Source organism: Pseudomonas imperatae, assembly GCF_057128625.1.
In genome coordinates this window covers 89,931-107,377 of record NZ_JBSKHP010000020.1, presented here as the reverse complement: position 1 = coordinate 107,377, position 17,447 = coordinate 89,931, and the positions used below count along the sequence as shown (strand labels likewise).

Here is a 17,447-nt window from a genome sequence, read left to right as displayed (position 1 = left end):
GGCTTAATACTCGGGGTCATGGCTGGATAATTTCCATCAGTCTGGGAGCAATCCGCTCCAGGGGGCGGATTTCCACCGCTGCATCAATGGCCGCTGCCGCCTTGGGCATGCCATACACCGCACTGCTTGCCTGGTCCTGGGCGATGGTCAGGAAGTTCTGCTGGCGCAACAGCTTCAGGCCCTGGGCGCCGTCGCGGCCCATGCCGGTCAACAGCACGCCAACCGCGTCGCCACGCCAGAAACGCGCCACGCTTTCAAAGAATACGTCGATGGACGGCCGGTAGATCTCGTTCACCGGCTCCTCCGTGTAGGCCAGTGTTCCGTCGCTGAGCAGACGGAGGTGATGATTGGTACCCGCCAGCAATACTACGCCAGGTTGCGGCGGTTCGCCTTCGCGGGCAAGGCGCACGTTGAGGCCGCTGGCCCCGGACAGCCAGTCGGCCATGCCGGCGGCGAACACCTGGTCCACGTGCTGCACCAGCACAATGGCCGCCGAAAAGGTTTTCGGCAAGCCCTTGAGCAATACTTCCAGGGCAGCCGGGCCGCCGGCGGAGGAGCCGATGGCGATCAGCGTCTGCCGTTGCACCCCCGTGCGAAGGGGCGTGGGTACGGCCTTGACCGAGGTGCCGCGCTGGCCGATCAGCCAGCCGATGTTGAGGATCTTGCGCAGCAGCGGCGCCGCCGCCTCGCGCGGGTTGCCAGCACCCACTGCCGGGGTATCGACCACGTCCAGGGCGCCATGGCCCATGGCCTCGAACACCCGGTGGACGTTCTGCTGGCGGTCGACGGTGACGATGACGATGGCGCAGGGGGTGGCGGCCATGATCTGGCGGGTGGCCTCGACGCCGTCCATGACCGGCATGATCAGGTCCATCAGGATCAGGTCGGGCAGCTGTTCGGCGCACTTGGCCACCGCCTCGGCGCCGTTGCCCGCCACCCAGATGATCTGGTGCGCCGGCTCGAACGCCACCGCCCGGCGCAGGGCCTCGACGGCCATGGGCATGTCGTTGACGATGGCGATCTTCATCCCTGGGCACCCCCGATCAGCTCGACCACGGCGTCCAGCAGGGCATCGTCGTGGAAACTGGCTTTAGCCAGATAGTAGTCGGCCCCGGCGTCCAGGCCACGCCGCCGGTCTTCTTCGCGGTCCTTGTAGGACACCACCATCACCGGCAGCGACTGCAGGCGCGTGTCGCGGCGCACCAGGGTGACCAGCTCGATGCCGTCCATGCGCGGCATGTCGATGTCGGTGATCAGCAGATCGAAGTCCTCGCCGCGCAGGGCGTTCCAGCCGTCCATGCCGTCCACCGCCACGGCCACGTCGTAGCCACGGTGGCTGAGCAGCTTGCGCTGCAGTTCACGCACGGTCAGCGAGTCGTCCACCACCAGCACGCGCTTGCGCGCCTGTTCCACGCCGGGGCGGTTGCGCCGGTCAATGCGTTCCAGGCGGCCGGTGGTCAGCAGTTTTTCCACCGAGCGCAGCATGTCCTCGACGTCGATGATCAGCACCACCGAGCCGTCGTCCAGCAGGGCCCCGGCGGAAATGTCCTGGACCTTGCCCAGCCGCGCATCCAGCGGCAGCACCACCAGGGTGCGCTCGCCGATGAAGCGCTCCACCGCCACGCCATAGATGGCGTCGCGTTCGCGGATCACCACCACCCGCAGCGAGTCCTCGCTGCTTTGCCCGGCCGGGCGCTGCAGCAACTGGCTGGCAGCTACCAGGCCGACGTGGCGGCCTTCGTACCAGAAGTGCTGGCGGCCTTCGAGCTGGACGATGTCCTCGGCCGGCAGGTCGAGGGTGTGTTCAATGTGCGCCAGGGGGAAGGCGTAGGCCTCCTCGCCCACTTCCACCACCAGGCTGCGCACCACCGACAGGGTCAGTGGCACTTCGATATGGAAACAGCTGCCCTGGCCGCGCACCTGGGTCAGCTCCACCGAGCCGCGCAGCTGGCGCATCATGTGCTGCACCGCGTCCAGGCCGACGCCGCGGCCGGACACTTCGGTGACCTTGTCGCGCAGGCTGAAGCCGGGCAGGAACAGGAAGCTCAGCAGTTCTTCCTCACTCAGCTGCGCAGCGGTCTCGGCCGGTGACAGTTGGCGCTCGACGATGCTGCGGCGCAGGCGTTCAAGGTCGACGCCACCGCCGTCATCAATCAGCTCCAGCACCAGCAACCCGGCCTGGTGCGAGGCGCGCAGCAGCACCCGGCCTTCGGCCGGCTTGCCCGCCAGCAGGCGCTGCTCGGGCGATTCGATGCCGTGGTCGACGGCGTTGCGCAGCAGGTGGGTCAGCGGTGCCTCGAGCTTTTCCAGCACGTCGCGGTCGACCTGGGTCTTCTCGCCTTCGATCTCCAGGCGCACCTGCTTGCCCAGCTCGCGGCCCAGGTCACGGACCATGCGCCCCTGCCCGCCCAGCACGTCGGCGAACGGCCGCATGCGGCACGCCAGGGCGGTGTCGTAGAGCAGCTGCGCGCGCTGGCTGGCCTGCCAGCCGAACTCGTCCAGCTCGGCGGTCTGGTGCACCAGCATCTGCTGGGTCTCGCCCAGCAGGCCTTGCACCAGGGCCAGGGCTTCGAGCACTTCCTCGGATTGGTGGGTGGCCTGCAGGTGTTCCTTCAGGCCATCCAGGGCACGCTGGCTCTGCCCCTGCATGCGCTTGAGGCGCTGCATGGTGGCCAGGTACGGCTTGAGCCGCTGGGTTTCCACCAGCGATTTGCTGGACAGGTCCAGCAGGCTGTTGAGGCGTTCGGCCGTGACCCGCAGCACGCGCTCGCCGCCTTCCACCGGCGCGCCCTTGGCCTTGCGCGGCTCGGGGCTGGCGGGGGCTTCGGCGGCCGCTTCCGGCTCGGGCGGCGGCGCGGCCACCAGCGGCTCCGGCGCCGGGGCGGCGGACCTTGGCGGCGGGGGCACCGCCGAGGGGTCAAGCAACACGGTCATGCGCACCGAATAGGCAGCGATGTCTTCGGTGGTGGGCGCCGTGTCCGGGGTGGCGATGCGCATCAGCAGGTCGGTGCCGTGCAGCAGCGCGTCGATGTGTTCGGGGGTGAGCAGCAGCCGGCCTTCCTGGGCGCTCACCAGGCAGTCTTCCATCACGTGGGCCACGCTGACGCCGGCGTCCACGCCGACGATGCGCGCAGCGCCCTTGAGCGAGTGCGCGGCGCGCATGCAGGCTTCCAGCTGGTCGGCCTGGGTGGGGTTGCGTTCCAGTTCCAGCAGGCCGGTGCTCAGCACCTGGGTCTGGGCTTCGGCTTCCAGGGCGAAGAGTTCGAGCAGCGAGGCGTCGCGCATCTGGTCCGGGGTCATGTCAGGCTCCGGGCAACGGCGTCCAGCAACTGGGTTTCGTCCAGCACCCGCACACTCCGGCCCTTGAACGGCAGCACCGACTCGGTGAAGCGCTTGCCGGCCTGGCCGGCGGCGGGCGAGGCGTTTTCCAGGTCCGCCAGGTCGATGCGGTGGATGCCGTCGACTTCATCCACCGGCACCACCACCGAGCCACCGGCGGCGGCCAGGATCAGCATGCGCGGCATCACCCGCGCCGACGCCTGGGGGCTGACGCTGACGTCCACCCCCAGCAGTTCGGCCAGGGACAGGCACGCCACCAGCGCCCCACGCACGTTGGCCACGCCCTGCAGCGCCCGCGAGCGCTGGTGCGGCAGCGAATGCACCGGCTGCACCGGGGCGATCTCCACCAGGCAACGGGTGGCCAGGGCCAGCCATTCCTCGGCCAGGCGGAACACCACCAGCGAGCGCGAGGCCACCTGGCCCAGCTCCTCCAGGGTCTCGCCACGCACGCTCTCGCGGGCCAGGGAATAGCGGTCCAGCAGGCGCACGGCGGCGCCCGCGTAGACCTGGCAGTTACGGCAATGGATATGGTCGGCCAGCAACGGGCACGACTTGTCACCGTGAATCCCGATCCGGTTCCAGCAATCGTCAATCGCTTCGCCATCCCCCTGGATGACGTTCAGCGAAGCCAGGCCAATCATCGTTTACGCTCACTGTCAGCGGTTCGGTCACTGCGCGCGGCGCGTTCCTGCAAGCGCCTGGCCCCGACGCTGTCGCCCTGGGCGGCCAGCAGCATGGCCAGGTGGGCCAGCGCTTCGGGGTGCTGCGGTTGCAGGTACAGCGCCTTGCGGTAAAAATCCTGGGCCTTGCGCGCATCGCCACCGACGTCGTTGAGCAAACCGAGCCAGTAGTACGCCTGCGCATGCGGCCCCTGATGCTTGAGGTACAGCTCGCACGCCTGCATGGCCGCCTGGCTCTTGCCTTCGTTGGCCAGGCTGGCGATCTGTTCGAGCGTCACCTGTACCTGTTTTTCGGCCGCCGGCGCGGCCACTTGAGGCAGCGGCGGGGCAATGGGCGCGGCGCGTGGCCGTGGCGGCATGGCGGCCGGCAGCGCACGCGGCGGCGGCGCCACCCACGGCGTCATCGGTTGCGGCTCTGGCGCGGGGTTCTCGTCGCGCACGAAGGCGAACGACTGCGCGATGCCAATGGGGCGCATGCCCAGGCGCGCCAGCAGGCTACCCTCGGCAGGGCCGATGAACAGGGCGCCGTCCTTGTCAGTCAGGCCCTTGAGCACCTCGAACACGCGCTGCTGGGTTTCCACGTCGAAATAGATCAGCAGGTTGCGGCAGAACACGAAATCGTAGGGCGGCTCGCCCTTGAGCAGCGCCGGGTCGAGCACATTGCCCGGCTGCAGGCGCACCTGCTGGCGTACCCGCTCGCCGAGGCGATAACCGTCGTCTTCCACCTCGAAATAGCGCTCGCGAAAGCCCAGCTCGGCGCCGCGGAACGAGTTGCGTCCGTACAGGCCGCGCTGGGCCTTGGCCACCGACAGCGGGCTGATGTCGACGCCGTCGACGCGGAACTGGCTGGCCAGCACGCCGGCGTCAAACAGCGCCATGGCAATGGAATAGGGTTCTTCACCCGTCGAGCAAGGCAGGCTGAGCAGGCGCACCGGGCGCGTGCCCTTGAGCGCCAGCAGCCGCGCCTGCACCAGGCGCGCCAGGGCCGCGAACGACTCGGGGTAGCGCAGGAACCAGGTCTCCGGGACGATCACCGCTTCAATCAAGGCCTGCTGCTCGGTGCCGCTGCCCTGCAGCAACTGCCAATAGGCGTCGGCGCTGGTGCAGCCGCTGGCCGTACGGCGTTGCTGCACGGCGCGCTCGATCAGCGCCGGGCCCACCGACGCCACGTCCAGGCCGATGCGGTCACGCAGGTACTTGAAGAAACGTGGATCGTCGCCCATCAGTCATCCCCATCCTTGAGGCTGGCGGCCAACTGCGGTGCAAACAGCAGCTGGCGCACCTGGTCATCGAGCAGGTCTTGCACGCCTACCCACTGCAGCAGGCCTTGTTCGTCCTCACGCACCGGCCCCAGGTAGGGCGTGTTGGCGTTGGACACCTCGTACGGGCGAAAATCCCGCGGGTCGCAGCGCAGGGTGTTGGTGGCGTGTTCCAGGATCAGCCCCAGGCGCAGGTCGGGGCGCGCGGGGTCGGCGCGGTAATGCACCAGCACCAGGCGGGTGCTGGTGCGCTGCGGCGCCGGCTTGCCGAACATCAGCTGGCCGACGTCGATCACCGGCACCACGCGGCCGCGGTGGGCGAAGATGCCCGCCACCCAGGCCGGCGCCTGGGCCACCGCCTTGAGCGGCACGCAGGGCAGCACTTCGCCGATGTCGGTGGCGGCCAGGGCGAAGCGCTCGGCGCCCACCTGGAAAATCAGGAACAGCTTGCCCTGGCAGGTGATGGCCGCCCTGGACGGGCGCAGCGCCTCGCTCATCAGACTTTGAAACGCGACACGCCGCCACGCAGGCCGGTGGCCACCTGGCTGAGCTCGTCGATGGCGAAGCTGGCCTGGCGCAGCGATTCCACGGTCTGGCTGCTGGCGTCGCTGAGCTGCGACAGGGCGTGGTTGATCTGCTCGGCGCCGGTGGCCTGGGCCTGCATGCCCTCGTTGACCATCAGCACGCGCGGCGCCAGGGCCTGCACCTGCTGGATGATCTGCGACAGCTGGTCACCCACCTGCTGCACCTCGAACATGCCGCGGCGCACTTCTTCGGAGAACTTGTCCATGCCCATGACCCCGGCGGACACGGCGGACTGGATCTCGCGCACCATCTGCTCGATGTCATAGGTGGCGACGGCGGTCTGGTCGGCCAGGCGTCGCACTTCGGTGGCCACCACGGCGAAACCGCGGCCGTATTCGCCTGCTTTTTCCGCCTCGATGGCAGCGTTGAGCGACAGCAGGTTGGTCTGGTCGGCGACCTTGACGATGGTCACCACCACCTGGTTGATGTTGCTGGCCTTCTCGTTGAGGATCGCCAGCTTGGCGTTCACCAGGTCGGCGGCGCCCATCACCTGGTGCATGGTGTCTTCCATGCGCGACAGGCCCTGCTGGCCGGAGCCGGCGAGCATGGACGCGGCGTCGGCGGCCGAGGTGACCTCGGTCATGGTGCGCACCAGGTCGCGGGAGGTGGCGGCGATTTCCCGCGAGGTGGCGCCGATCTCGGTGGTGGTGGCAGCGGTTTCGGTGGCGGTGGCCTGCTGCTGCTTGGAGGTGGCGGCGATCTCGGTCACCGAGGTGGTCACCTGCACCGACGAGCGCTGGGCCTGGGACACCAGGGCGGTGAGCTCGGTCATCATGTCGTTGAAGCCGGTCTCGACCATGCCGAACTCGTCGCGGCGCGACAGGTTCAGGCGCGAGCTGAGGTCACCGGTGCGCATGGTTTCCAGGATGGCGACGATCTTCTGCATCGGCTGCATGATGGCGCGCAGCAGCAACAGGCCGCAGATGCCGGCGGCGATGATGGCCAGCACCAGGGCGATGCCCATGGTCAGCTTGGCGTCGCTGACCGCCTGGGAGCTGGCCTGGGAGGCGTGCTCGGCAGAGTCGCGGTTGCGCTCGATGAGATTGTTCAGTTGCTTGCGGCCGGCGGCCCAGGCCGGCGTCACCTGGTCGTTGAGCAGGTCCTGGGCCAGGGAGAAGTGCTTCTGGTGGTAGGCGTCCAGCACCTTGGCCAGGGCCTGGTCATAGGCGACGCGCGTCTTCGAGAACTCGTCGAAACTGGCCTTGTCCTCGGGGTCGAACACGGTTTTCTGGTAGTTGCCCATCTGCTCGCTCAAGCGGTCGGCGAAGGCCTTGTACTGGTCCTCGTCGGCCGTGACGAACTCACGCTGGTAGCTCAAGCCCACCAGTTGCTGGGTGTAGACGAAGCTCTCGACCCAGGCGCTGCGGATCATCGAGCTGTAGTAGACGCCGGGGACGCTGTCGGCGCGCACGTTTTCCTGTGCGTCGTCGATGGCCTTGAGGCGCGTATAGGAGGCCACCACCATCAACAGCATAATGGCGATAATCACGGCGAAGCTCGCCAGGATCCGTTGGCGCAATGTCCAGTTCTTCACAGTCATCCCTCGAAAGTGCTACGTCTACCGGCAAATTGGCCGAGTATAGCCCACAGATAACCCTGCTGACTGTGTCGTTTTTGCCTAGGTTTCCATATCTTTTCGACATGATGGCGCGAAGCCACACATTCCTCGTAGCAGCGGCCGCTGGCCGCGTCCGGTCTCACCGCGGTGTACCAGGAAAGGCGCGGTGCCCTGGACGCGGCCTCGCGGCCGCTGCTACGGGGCCGTTGGGGCCAGGCGCTGGTCGATGGCGGTGATGACGGGGGCGAACACGGCGGCCGGCAAGGCGGCCACCGCTTCGCGGATCTTGGCGAGGAACGCCGGGGTGGCCGTGCGCGTTGCGCGCATGACCCACTGGGCCGCCTCGTCGAGGTTGCCCAGGCGCACCAGCATCGCCGCGTAGCTGCACTGGCCGCGAAAATCCCCGGCCAGGGCCGAGCGCTGGAACCAGTCGAACGCCAGCGCGGCGTTCACCGGGATGCCCCAGCCCTCTTCATGAAAGCGCCCCACCAGGTTCATGGCCTTGGCGTGGCCGCTGTCGGCGGCGCGCTGGTACCAGGCCAGCGCCTGCGCCATGTCGCGCGGCACGCCGCGGCCCTGGCTGAGCAGGTTGGCGTAGTTGTACTGGCCCCAGTCCAGCCCGCGCTGGGCGGCGGCGCGGTAATGCACCGCCGCCGCGGGCAAGTCCGGGGCGCAGCCCCAGCCCAGTTCCAGGCAGCGGCCGACCATGTTCAGCGCCACCAGGTGCCCGCGCCCCGCCGCGATGCGAAACCAGCGCAAGGCCAGCGCCGCGTCGCGCTCGATGCCGTGGCCGTCGAGCAGCGCCTGGCCCAGGTGCGCCTGGGCCTCGGGGTTGCCGGTGGCGGCCTGGTCCAGCAGCAGGCGTGCCACCGCAGTGCGGTCCTGCACCCCCAGGCGCAGGACGGGATCGGCCAGCATCAGAAGCGGTACTCGGCGGTCAGCGTGGCGCCGCGGCCATCACCCGGAATACCGTAGCCACGGCCGTTGTATTCGGTGAAGTAACGCTTGTCGAAGATGTTGGTGACGTTCAGGCGCAGATCGATGTTCTTGTTGATCGCGTGGGTGAACGCCACGTCATGCACCACGTAGTCCGGCAGGGTGGTCTTGGTCGCCGCGCTGGTGACCGAGTCGGCGCCGGTGCCGGTGCCTTGGTAGATGTCCACGGTGTCTTCGTAGCGCACGCCATAGCTGAAGGTGTTGTCGCCCGGCAGCTTCCAGGTGTTCCACAGGCTGATGGTGTGCTTGGGCGTGTTGGCGATGCCGACCGTGCCATCTTCAGAGGTGGCGTTGGCGGCTTTCAAGGTCACGGCGTTCTGGTAGGCATAGCCGGCATAGATCGACCATTTGTCGGTGATGTTGCCCACCACGCCCAGTTCCAGGCCGCGCACGCGCTGCTCGCCGCCCACGTTCAGCGTGGCGCCGGTGTCGTCGTCGGTGTAGGTCAGGCTGCGCTTGGTTTCATACAACGCCGCGGTCAGGCTGAGGTTTTCGTTGAACACATCCCACTTGGTACCCAGCTCGATGGTCTTGCCGCGCTGGGTGCTGTCGCCGGTGCTGGCGCCGGTCTGGGCGATGGCGGTCAGGCTGCTGGGCTGGCGGGCGTTGGCGTAGCTGAGGTAGATGCTGCCCTCTTCCACCGGCTTGTAGACCAGGGCGGTGTGCACGCTGGTGACTTTTTCCGAGTCCGACGAGTTGCCACCGTCCACCCAGGCTGCGGTCTGGCTGCTGCGCGACCAGTTGCTGGTGATGCGCGAGTCGTAGTGGTCCTGGCGGCCGGCCAGGTGCAGTTGCCAGTGGTCGTTGAAGGTCAGGGTGTCGAGCACGTAGAAGGCCTTGTCGACCTGCTCGGCGGCCACTTCGGCGCTGGTGTAGGTGTCAGCCGAGTACGGGTACTTGGACCAGCTGTTGCTCTCGGCCGTGAGGTTGCTCATGGTCGCGGCGTCGGCGGCGGTGAGCTTGCCGGTGTCTTCCTGCAGGGTCTGCTTGCTGTACTCGATACCGGTGACCAGGGTGTGGCCGATGCCGAAGGTGTCGAAGCGGAACGTCAGGTTGCTCTGGTCGCTCCAGGTGGCGTTGGTCTGGTCGCGCGACGGGGTGTTGAGGTAGCGACGGTACACGCCCTTGTTGGCCATCACGCCCGGCGCCGGGCTGTTGGCGGCGTAGTAGGTGCCACCCGGGGTGGTGACGAAGTAGTCGTGGTCCAGGTGGAAGTAAGTCAGCTGGTTGTCGAAGGTGACGTTGTCGTTGAAGTCATGGGCGAACTTCAGGTTCAGGCGGTGCGACTCGTTGTTTTCCTTGTCCAGGTTGCGCCAGCCCCAGTAGCTGCTCCAGCTGCCCAGGCGGTGCGGGCTGCTGCCGTTGCTGCCGTCGACGGTCGGAATCCCGTAGTCGGTGTTGCCGTTGTCGTGGATGTATTCGTAGGCAATGGTGAAGCGGGTGTCGGTGCCCAGGCCCAGGGACAGCGACGGCGCGAAGCCGTTGCGCTCGCGCTGGATCCAGTCACGGCCGTTCTCGCCGCCCTTGTAGCCCACCACGTTGAGGCGGAAGGCCGCGCCCTCGCCCAGGCCGTCGATGGTGTGGTTGATGTCCAGGGTGCTGCGCTTGTAGTTGGCCGTGCCCACGCCCACGTCCAGGGTGTCGAAGTCCTTCAGCTCCGGGCTCTTGGTGACCATGTTGATGGCCCCGCCAATGGCGCCCACGCCCCAGCCCGAGCTGCTGGAACCCTTGAGCACTTCCACCTGTTCGGTGTTGAACAGCTCTGAGCGGGTGTATTTCGCCGGGTCGCGCACGCCGTCGCGGTAGATGTTGCCGTCGGCGCTGAAGCCACGGATGTTGATGCTGTCGCCAACGCCGCCACCGCCCTCGCCCGAGTTGAAGGTAATGCCGGGCACGTTGCGCAGCACGTCCTTGAGGTCCTGGGCGTTCTGCTCTTCCAGCACGCGCTTGGGCACCACGCTGATGCTCTGCGGGGTGTCGCGCAGGGCCTCGGTGAACTTGCTGCCCGAGAGTTTTTCAGTCTGGTAGGGCGCCGTGTTGTCCTGGGGCGCGTCGATGACGGTCTGGTCCAGCTGCAAGGTGTTGGGCACCTGGTCGGCGGCGTAGGTCAGGCTGCTGAGGGTGGCGACGGCCATGCCCAGGGAAACGTCCAGGCGAGGTTGGAGGGTGGATTGACGGCTCATGGGGTTCTCGAAGGAGGGGCCAACGGGTTAAAGTAATTAACAACGATTCTCTTTCGCGCATTGTGCGATAACGCTTCTCAAGTTCTTGTTAAGAAGTTTTTACAATCGTTACATTTCCATGAAATCTGGACCGCCCATGCGCATTCTGGTCATCGAAGACGACCTGGTTATCCTCGAGAACATCACCCGCTACCTCAGCCGCCGCGACTACATCGTCGACTGCGCGGAGAACGGCGCCCAGGGCCTGGAGATGGCCCGCAGCGGCGACTTCGACCTGATCGTGCTCGACCTGATGCTGCCGCGCCTGGACGGCTACAGCCTGTGCCGGCGCCTGCGCGAGGAAGGCGGACGGCGCATTCCGGTGATCATGGTCACCGCCCGCGACACCCTGGATAACCGCCTGGAAGGCTTCGAGGCCGGCGCCGACGACTACCTGGTGAAGCCCTTCGCCCTGGCCGAGCTGGCCGCACGGGTGAACGCCGTGCTGCTGCGCGCCGCGCCCCCGCACAAGGCCGTGCTGCAGGTGGCCGACCTGTGCCTGGACACCACCACCCTGGCCCTGAGCCGGGCCGGCCAGCCGCTGAAACTGCCGCCCGCCCCCCTGCGCCTGCTGATGGCGCTGATGCAGGCCAGCCCCGCGGTGGTGGCACGGCGCAAGTTGGAAGAACTGTTGTGGAGCGACTCGCCGCCCGACAGCGACAGCCTGCGTACCCACATTCATCAACTGCGCCACGTGGTCGACAAGCCCTTCGCCCTGCCCCTGCTGCGCACCGTGCACGGCATCGGCTACCGGCTGGCCGATGACTGAGCGCCGCCGCCATAGCCTAGGCCGCCGGCTGATCCTGATCTACGGGCTGGTGAGCCTGCTCACCGGCGCGCTGGTGCTGGCCCTGTCGGACCTGAGCCTGAACCGCCTGGAGGTGCGCCTGCAGGAAATCGACATGGGCATCGCCATCCAGCGCGTGCGCGAAGAAATAGCCAGCGGTGGCGCCGGCCGCCCGGGGCGCTTCTTCGTCGGCCAACCGGGCTCGGCGCAGTTCCCCGCCGACCTGCGGCAGCTGTCCCCCGGTTTCTACAAGCTGATGCGCGGCCAGCGCCTGTGGCACGTGCGCGTAGTGGACGACGGCGCCCAGCGCTACCTGCTGATGCGCGACTACACCGACTACGAACACGGCCTGTCGACCCTGTTGATTGTCGGCGTCACCAGCCTCGGCGGCCTGGTGCTGCTGGCCGTGCTGCTGGGGGTGATCACCACCCGGCGCCTGGTGCGGCCCATCGAGCGCCTGGCCGCGAGCATGGGCGCGCGCACCGCCCTGCCCCCTTCCAGCCGCCTGGCACCGGACTTCCCGGCCAATGAAATCGGCGCCGCCGCCCAGGCCTTCGACAACACCTACAACCACCTGGAACTGGCGCTGCAGCGCGAGCGCCTGTTCACCGCCGACGTCGGCCACGAACTGCGCACGCCGATGATGGCGGCGTTGAGCGCCTGCGAGGTGCTGCGCGACGAGGAGCCGCTGAGCCCCGCCGCCGATGCCCAGCTGGCCCAGGTGGAAGCGTCGATCAAGGACATGCGCCAGCGCCTGGACACCTACCTGATGCTGGCCCGTGGCGAGGCCGCCTGCCTGGGGTTCGCCCACGCCAGCCTGGCCCAGGCGGTGGCCGAACAGGTGCAGCAGGCCTGCCCCCAGGCGCGGCGCCTGCATTTGGCGCTGCTGGTGGAACCCCAGGGCAGCTCGGCCACCCCGCCGGCCTATCCATTGCCGCTGCTGCGCACGGTGCTGGGCAACCTGTTGCGCAACGCCCTGCAGTACGCCGGCACCGGCAGTGAGATTCGCCTGCGGGTGGGCGACAGCTGGGTGGAGGTGCAGGACAACGGCCCCGGCGTGCCCGCCGACCAGCACGAGGCGATTTTCCTGCCCTTCACCCGGGGGGCTCAGCCCAGCGTCGAAAACCTGGGCCTGGGCCTGTCACTGGTCAAGCGTATCTGCCTGAACCAGGGCTGGGCCATCAGCGTCGATTCCCCCGAGGGCGGGCCGACATGCTTCCGCCTGGACTGCGCATCGTCCCCAAAACAGAAACAATAAGTTCACCCTCTGGATAATTGTTCCTGAAACGGTTTCGCGGCCACAATGGCCGCGCCTCCCAACCTCAAGGAACGACCCACCATGCGCCCCGTACCCACCTCCCTCGCCCCGGCCCTGAGCTTCAACGGTGGCTTCGTCGACACCGTGGGCTTCCTGGCCCTGCAGGGCCTGTTCACCGCCCACGTCACCGGCAACTTCGTCACCCTGGGGGTGAGCATCGTGCACGGCACCTCGGGGGCGCTGGCGAAATTACTGGCGTTGCCGGTGTTCGCCATGGTCGTGGGCTTCACCCACCTGGCCGCCACCGCGTTGCACCGGCGCAACCTGGCGTCGCTGCACCTGCTGATGCTGGCGCACACCCTGCTGCTGGCGCTGTTCATGGCCTGCGCGGTCTGCCTGGGGCCGTTTACCGACGGTGATTCGCTGGTGGCACTGGTCACCGGCATGGTCGGCGTGGCGGCCATGGCTATCCAGAACGCGCTGTCGCGCCAGCACCTGAAAGCCGCGCCACCGACCACGCTGATGACCGGCAACGTGACGCAACTGGCGATCGACCTGTTCTCGCTGATCGGCCTGCGCGACCGCGGCGAACGCGACGTGGTGCTGGCGCGCATGGGGCCCATTGGCCGCAACCTGCTGGGCTTCACCGTGGGCTGTATCGGCTCGGCGCTGCTCTACCTGGCCGTGGGGCTGTGGTGCCTGGTGATTCCTGTGGCCGTGGCCGCCTGGGGCTGCGTGATGGTGTACGAAGGCAAGACCGACCTGGCGTAAGCCGTCAGGCGCAGCGCAGGCAATCGCGCCCGGCGGCCTTGGCGGCGTACAGCGCCTGGTCTGCCGCGGCAATCAGGGCATCGGCGCCCGTGTGCGGGGCCATGGCCGCCGCCACGCCCAGGCTGGCCGTCACCCGCGCCCCGGCGCCCAGCACCGGGTGCGCAATGGCCAGCGCTGCCACCGCCTGGCGCAAGGCCTCGCCCAGGGCCTGCGCCTGGCCAGCATCGGCGCCCACCTGCAGAATCAGCAGCTCTTCCCCGCCAAAGCGAAACACCAGGGCATCCTGCGCCTGCGCGGCCTGCTGGATAGCCTGGCTGACCTGGGCCAAGCAGGCGTCGCCCTGCAGGTGGCCGTAGTTGTCGTTGTAGGCCTTGAAGTGGTCGATATCCAGCAGGATCACCGCCACGCTCACCGGCCTTGCCGCCGCCTCTTCCCAAACCTGGGTCATGACTTCGCCCTGATAACGACGGTTGAACAACTGGGTCAGGGCGTCGGTGCGGGCAATGTCCAACAACTGCTCGCGCAGCAGGCGCCCACGCAAGGCAAACAGGTAGCTCAGCCGGCTGGCGCGCTCCTGGAAATACGAAGCCATCAACAGCAGCGCCACCGTGGACACGAACAGCAGCGCGTTGGCCTGCCAGATTCTGAAGTCGGCAAAGTCGGCAAGGTAGGTGGTGACCAGCTGGATCGCCAGCATGCACAGCATGGCCACCGAGGCAAAGCGCATGGGCAACTGCTGGATCATGGTGCAGTAGACCATGATCAGCAGCATCCCCAGCTGGTAATGCAGCCGGTACGGGCTGTGGCTGTAGATCATCGCCACCAGCGGTATCAGCGACGACACCACGGTGCCGGCCGCCGCGGCCGTTTCCACGGCCCACCGGCGGGTGAGGCGCTGCCCCAGCACCAGCAAGGCGATGAACAGCGGCGTGACCAGCAGCAGGCGGCCGGCGGCCACGTAGGCGAACATGTCCCGCAGGGTCAGCCAGTCGCTGAGCAGGAACAGGTTGTACACCACCGCGCCGCCGATGCCCACGGCGGTGATGAACTGCAGGCGCTGCCTAACGGTGTCGGCCTGGTAGCGACGCTCCAGCCCATCACTGAACCGCAGGATGCGCACCCCGGAGGCAATCGTGCGCTCGACGTCGGCCAGGGTGTGCGCGTCGTGTGCTGGGTGGGGAACAGACATTGGGCACCGGGTACGAGTTGAGTCCGACTACCATAGACCAACAGGCAGCCGTTCGAAAAAAAAGATATACACTCGCCCCATCAGCTTTATAGATCCCGTAGCAGCTGCCGCCAGGCTGCGTCCCGTGCCACCGCGGTGAAGCAAGACGCAGCCTGGCGGCAGCTGCTACGGTCTTTGCGAGTGCCCTGTCCATGATGACCCTGCGCCAGATCCGCCATTTCATTGCCGTGGCCGAGACCGGTTCGATCTCGGCCGCCGCCCAGGCGGTGTTCATTTCCCAGTCAACGCTTACCCTGGCCATCCAGCAGCTGGAGCAGGAGATCGGCGTCAGCCTGTTCAACCGCCACGCCAAGGGCATGACCCTGACCCACCAGGGCCATCAGTTCCTGCGCCAGGCGCACCTGATCCTGGCCACCGTCGACAACGCCAAGCGCAGCCTGCAGCAGAGCACCGACCAGGTGGCCGGGCAGTTGATCATCGGCGTGACCAGCCTGGTGGCCGGCTATTACCTGGCCGACCTGCTGACCCGCTTCCAGCGCGCCTACCCCAACGTGGAGCTTCGCGTCATGGAAGACGAGCGCCCGTACATCGAGCACCTGCTGGTGAGCGGCGAGATCGACGTGGGCGTGCTGATCGTCTCCAACCTGGAAGACCGCCACGCCCTGCAGACCGAAGTGCTGACCCACTCGCCCCACCGCCTGTGGCTGCCGGCCCAGCACCCGCTGCTGGAGCACGACAGCATCACCCTGGCCGACGTGGCGCGCGAGCCGCTGATCCAGCTCAACGTCGACGAGATGGACCGCAACGCCCAACGCCTGTGGACCAGCGCCAGCCTGACGCCACGCATCAGCCTGCGCACCGCCTCCACCGAGGCCGTGCGTAGCCTGGTGGCGGCGGGCCTGGGGGTGTCGATCCAGCCGGACATGACCTACCGGCCCTGGTCGCTGGAAGGCGACATCATCGAGGCACGGCCGCTGGCCGACCTGACCCAGACCCTGGACGTGGGCCTGGCCTGGCGCCGTGGCACCGCGCGGCCGGCGCTGGTGGACCCGTTCCTGACCGTGGCCCGCGAACAACCCAACGCTGGGCGCAGGCTATCGATTTAATCGAATGCTGCATTCAGTATTTAGAATTTGTAGCCCACTCGCCCGCGCACTAGTCTCTAACCACCGAGACAATCCGTGCCCGGGCTGCCTGTACCAAGGAGCCTGCCCGTGAGCCCAAAAGAAAAGAGACCTCGCAAGATGGCTGGCACTTCCCCCCCTACCCTGTGCACCGCACTGCTGATCGACGGCGAGCTCGTCGCGGGGCAAGGCCTGGTGGAACCGATCATCAACCCGGCCACCGCCGAGGTGCTCACCCACATCGCCGAGGCCAGCAGCGAGCAGGTGGAGCACGCCATCTTGGCCGCCCACCGCGCCTTCGCCAGCTGGTCGCGCACCACCCCGCAGCAACGCGCCAGCCTGCTGCTGCAGATTGCCGACGCCGTGGCCCGCCAGGCCGACAGCCTGGCGCAGCTGGAAGCGCTGAACTGCGGCAAGCCGCTGCACCTGGCGCGTCAGGACGACCTGGCGGCCACCGTCGATGTGTTCCGCTTCTTCGCCGGTGCCGTGCGCTGCCAGACTGGCCAGCTGGCCGGTGAATACGTGCCCGGCTACACCAGCATGGTGCGCCGCGACCCGATTGGCGTGGTGGCGTCCATCGCGCCATGGAACTACCCGATCATGATGGCCGCGTGGAAGATCGCCCCGGCGCTGGCAGCGGGCAACACCCTGGTGTTCAAGCCGTCCGAGCACACGCCGCTGTCGATCCTGGCCCTGGCCCCGGCGCTGGCGCAGATCCTCCCGCGCGGGGTGCTGAACATTGTCTGTGGCGGTGGCGAGGGCGTGGGCGGCCACCTGGTCAGCCACGCCAAGGTACGCATGGTGTCGCTGACCGGCGACATCGTCACCGGCCAGAAGATTCTCCAAGCCGCCTCCAAGACCCTCAAGCGCACCCACCTGGAACTGGGCGGCAAGGCGCCGGTGATCGTCTGCAACGACGCCGACCTGCGCGCCGTGGTCGACGGCGTGCGCAACTACGGCTACTACAACGCCGGCCAGGACTGCACGGCGGCGTGCCGGGTGTACGCCCAGGCGGGCATCCACGACCAGCTGGTGAGCGAACTGGGCGCCGCAGTGGGCAAGCTGCGCTTCGCCGGCAAGCGCGATGCCGACAACGAGCTGGGGCCACTGATCAGCTCGCGCCAGCGCGACCGCGTGGCCAGCTTCGTCGAACGCGCGCTGAGCCAGCCACACATCGAACGCATCACCGGCGCCGCCGTGCATTCGGGCCCCGGCTTCTTCTACCAGCCAACGCTGCTGGCCGGCTGCCGCCAGAACGACGAGATCGTCCAGCGCGAGGTGTTCGGCCCGGTGGTCACCGTCACCCGCTTCGACGAACTGAGCCAGGCAGTGGACTGGGCCAACGAATCGGAATACGGCCTGGCCTCGTCGGTATGGACCCAGAACCTGGACAAGGCCATGCAGGTGGCGGCGCGCCTGCAGTACGGCTGCACCTGGATCAACAGCCATTTCATACTGGCCAGCGAAATGCCCCACGGCGGCCTCAAGCGCTCGGGCTACGGCAAGGACCTGTCCAGTGACTCGCTGCAGGACTACAGCGTGGTGCGCCACATCATGGCACGCCACGGGGAGCACCTCTGACCCGCCAGGCGTTATCACCACTACTCTAATAATCAGCCTCGACGAAGGCCCGTTGCACCGTTCGAACACTGCCCCGACCATAATTTAAAGAAGAGGGA

At 67.5% G+C, this 17,447-nt stretch carries 14 protein-coding genes; 5 read left to right on the top strand and 9 right to left on the bottom strand.

The window, feature by feature from the left end:
• Positions 1–16 precede the first annotated feature (16 nt).
• From cheB to ACWKWX_RS23075, 8 genes are all read right to left on the bottom strand, one after another.
• Positions 17–1,027, bottom strand: coding sequence for a chemotaxis response regulator protein-glutamate methylesterase (gene cheB, locus ACWKWX_RS23110; protein ID WP_416422802.1), 1,011 nt, complete (start codon positions 1,025–1,027; stop codon positions 17–19).
• Entirely contained in the window at positions 1,024–3,300 is a 2,277-nt protein-coding gene (locus ACWKWX_RS23105) for a response regulator (protein ID WP_483829021.1), read from the bottom strand. The genes cheB and ACWKWX_RS23105 overlap by 4 nt, the downstream gene beginning before the upstream one ends.
• Positions 3,297–3,980: a chemotaxis protein CheW gene (locus tag ACWKWX_RS23100; protein ID WP_476296822.1), complete on the bottom strand. Its 684-nt coding sequence runs from the start codon at positions 3,978–3,980 to the stop codon at positions 3,297–3,299. The genes ACWKWX_RS23105 and ACWKWX_RS23100 overlap by 4 nt, the downstream gene beginning before the upstream one ends.
• Positions 3,977–5,242, bottom strand: a complete 1,266-nt coding sequence (locus ACWKWX_RS23095) for a CheR family methyltransferase (RefSeq protein ID WP_416422799.1) — start codon at positions 5,240–5,242, stop codon at positions 3,977–3,979. Before ACWKWX_RS23095 ends, ACWKWX_RS23100 begins: the two co-directional genes overlap by 4 nt.
• Positions 5,242–5,775: a chemotaxis protein CheW gene (locus ACWKWX_RS23090; RefSeq protein ID WP_416422798.1), complete on the bottom strand. Its 534-nt coding sequence runs from the start codon at positions 5,773–5,775 to the stop codon at positions 5,242–5,244. Before ACWKWX_RS23090 ends, ACWKWX_RS23095 begins: the two co-directional genes overlap by 1 nt.
• Positions 5,775–7,397 carry a methyl-accepting chemotaxis protein gene (locus tag ACWKWX_RS23085; RefSeq protein ID WP_416422797.1) on the bottom strand — a complete coding sequence of 541 codons (1,623 nt, stop codon included), beginning with the start codon at positions 7,395–7,397 and terminating at the stop codon, positions 5,775–5,777. The genes ACWKWX_RS23090 and ACWKWX_RS23085 overlap by 1 nt, the downstream gene beginning before the upstream one ends.
• Positions 7,398–7,616: 219 nt before the next feature.
• Positions 7,617–8,339, bottom strand: coding sequence for a tetratricopeptide repeat protein (locus ACWKWX_RS23080; protein ID WP_483829020.1), 723 nt, complete (start codon positions 8,337–8,339; stop codon positions 7,617–7,619).
• Positions 8,339–10,600 (bottom strand): TonB-dependent receptor, encoded by a 2,262-nt coding sequence (locus ACWKWX_RS23075; RefSeq protein ID WP_416422795.1) that lies wholly within the window; start codon positions 10,598–10,600, stop codon positions 8,339–8,341. Before ACWKWX_RS23075 ends, ACWKWX_RS23080 begins: the two co-directional genes overlap by 1 nt.
• A 136-nt stretch (positions 10,601–10,736) precedes the next feature.
• On the opposite strand from ACWKWX_RS23075, the gene ACWKWX_RS23070 reads away from it, so the two are divergent.
• From ACWKWX_RS23070 to ACWKWX_RS23060, 3 genes are all read left to right on the top strand, one after another.
• Positions 10,737–11,408, top strand: a complete 672-nt coding sequence (locus ACWKWX_RS23070; protein ID WP_473005570.1) for a response regulator transcription factor — start codon at positions 10,737–10,739, stop codon at positions 11,406–11,408.
• A complete protein-coding gene (locus ACWKWX_RS23065) occupies positions 11,401–12,684 on the top strand; it encodes a sensor histidine kinase (protein WP_483829019.1) in 1,284 nt (427 codons plus the stop codon). The genes ACWKWX_RS23070 and ACWKWX_RS23065 overlap by 8 nt, the downstream gene beginning before the upstream one ends.
• Before the next feature lie 81 nt (positions 12,685–12,765).
• The gene (locus ACWKWX_RS23060; RefSeq protein WP_416422792.1) at positions 12,766–13,455 is read left to right on the top strand and encodes a YoaK family protein; all 690 of its coding nucleotides are present in this window, start codon (positions 12,766–12,768) and stop codon (positions 13,453–13,455) included.
• A 4-nt stretch (positions 13,456–13,459) separates the two neighbouring features.
• Here the strand turns inward: ACWKWX_RS23060 and ACWKWX_RS23055 are convergent, their stop codons facing one another.
• Entirely contained in the window at positions 13,460–14,644 is a 1,185-nt protein-coding gene (locus ACWKWX_RS23055; protein ID WP_483829018.1) for a diguanylate cyclase domain-containing protein, read from the bottom strand.
• 191 nt (positions 14,645–14,835) lie between these two features.
• Here ACWKWX_RS23055 and ACWKWX_RS23050 point away from each other — a divergent pair, with 191 nt between their 5' ends.
• On the top strand, positions 14,836–15,750 hold the full coding sequence (locus tag ACWKWX_RS23050; RefSeq protein WP_483829017.1) for a LysR family transcriptional regulator: 915 nt from the start codon (positions 14,836–14,838) through the stop codon (positions 15,748–15,750).
• Positions 15,751–15,888: 138 nt separating this feature from the next.
• Positions 15,889–17,349 carry a gamma-aminobutyraldehyde dehydrogenase gene (locus ACWKWX_RS23045; RefSeq protein ID WP_483829016.1) on the top strand — a complete coding sequence of 487 codons (1,461 nt, stop codon included), beginning with the start codon at positions 15,889–15,891 and terminating at the stop codon, positions 17,347–17,349.
• Positions 17,350–17,447 lie beyond the last annotated feature (98 nt).

Coding starts and splice junctions, on each gene's coding strand:
- cheB (WP_416422802.1), bottom strand. CDS start 1,027: ATGAAGATCGCCATCGTCAACGACATGCCCATGGCCGTCGAGGCCCTG.
- ACWKWX_RS23105 (WP_483829021.1), bottom strand. CDS start 3,300: ATGACCCCGGACCAGATGCGCGACGCCTCGCTGCTCGAACTCTTCGCC.
- ACWKWX_RS23100 (WP_476296822.1), bottom strand. CDS start 3,980: ATGATTGGCCTGGCTTCGCTGAACGTCATCCAGGGGGATGGCGAAGCG.
- ACWKWX_RS23095 (WP_416422799.1), bottom strand. CDS start 5,242: ATGGGCGACGATCCACGTTTCTTCAAGTACCTGCGTGACCGCATCGGC.
- ACWKWX_RS23090 (WP_416422798.1), bottom strand. CDS start 5,775: ATGAGCGAGGCGCTGCGCCCGTCCAGGGCGGCCATCACCTGCCAGGGC.
- ACWKWX_RS23080 (WP_483829020.1), bottom strand. CDS start 8,339: ATGCTGGCCGATCCCGTCCTGCGCCTGGGGGTGCAGGACCGCACTGCG.
- ACWKWX_RS23075 (WP_416422795.1), bottom strand. CDS start 10,600: ATGAGCCGTCAATCCACCCTCCAACCTCGCCTGGACGTTTCCCTGGGC.
- ACWKWX_RS23070 (WP_473005570.1), top strand. CDS start 10,737: ATGCGCATTCTGGTCATCGAAGACGACCTGGTTATCCTCGAGAACATC.
- ACWKWX_RS23065 (WP_483829019.1), top strand. CDS start 11,401: ATGACTGAGCGCCGCCGCCATAGCCTAGGCCGCCGGCTGATCCTGATC.
- ACWKWX_RS23060 (WP_416422792.1), top strand. CDS start 12,766: ATGCGCCCCGTACCCACCTCCCTCGCCCCGGCCCTGAGCTTCAACGGT.
- ACWKWX_RS23055 (WP_483829018.1), bottom strand. CDS start 14,644: ATGTCTGTTCCCCACCCAGCACACGACGCGCACACCCTGGCCGACGTC.
- ACWKWX_RS23050 (WP_483829017.1), top strand. CDS start 14,836: ATGATGACCCTGCGCCAGATCCGCCATTTCATTGCCGTGGCCGAGACC.
- ACWKWX_RS23045 (WP_483829016.1), top strand. CDS start 15,889: ATGGCTGGCACTTCCCCCCCTACCCTGTGCACCGCACTGCTGATCGAC.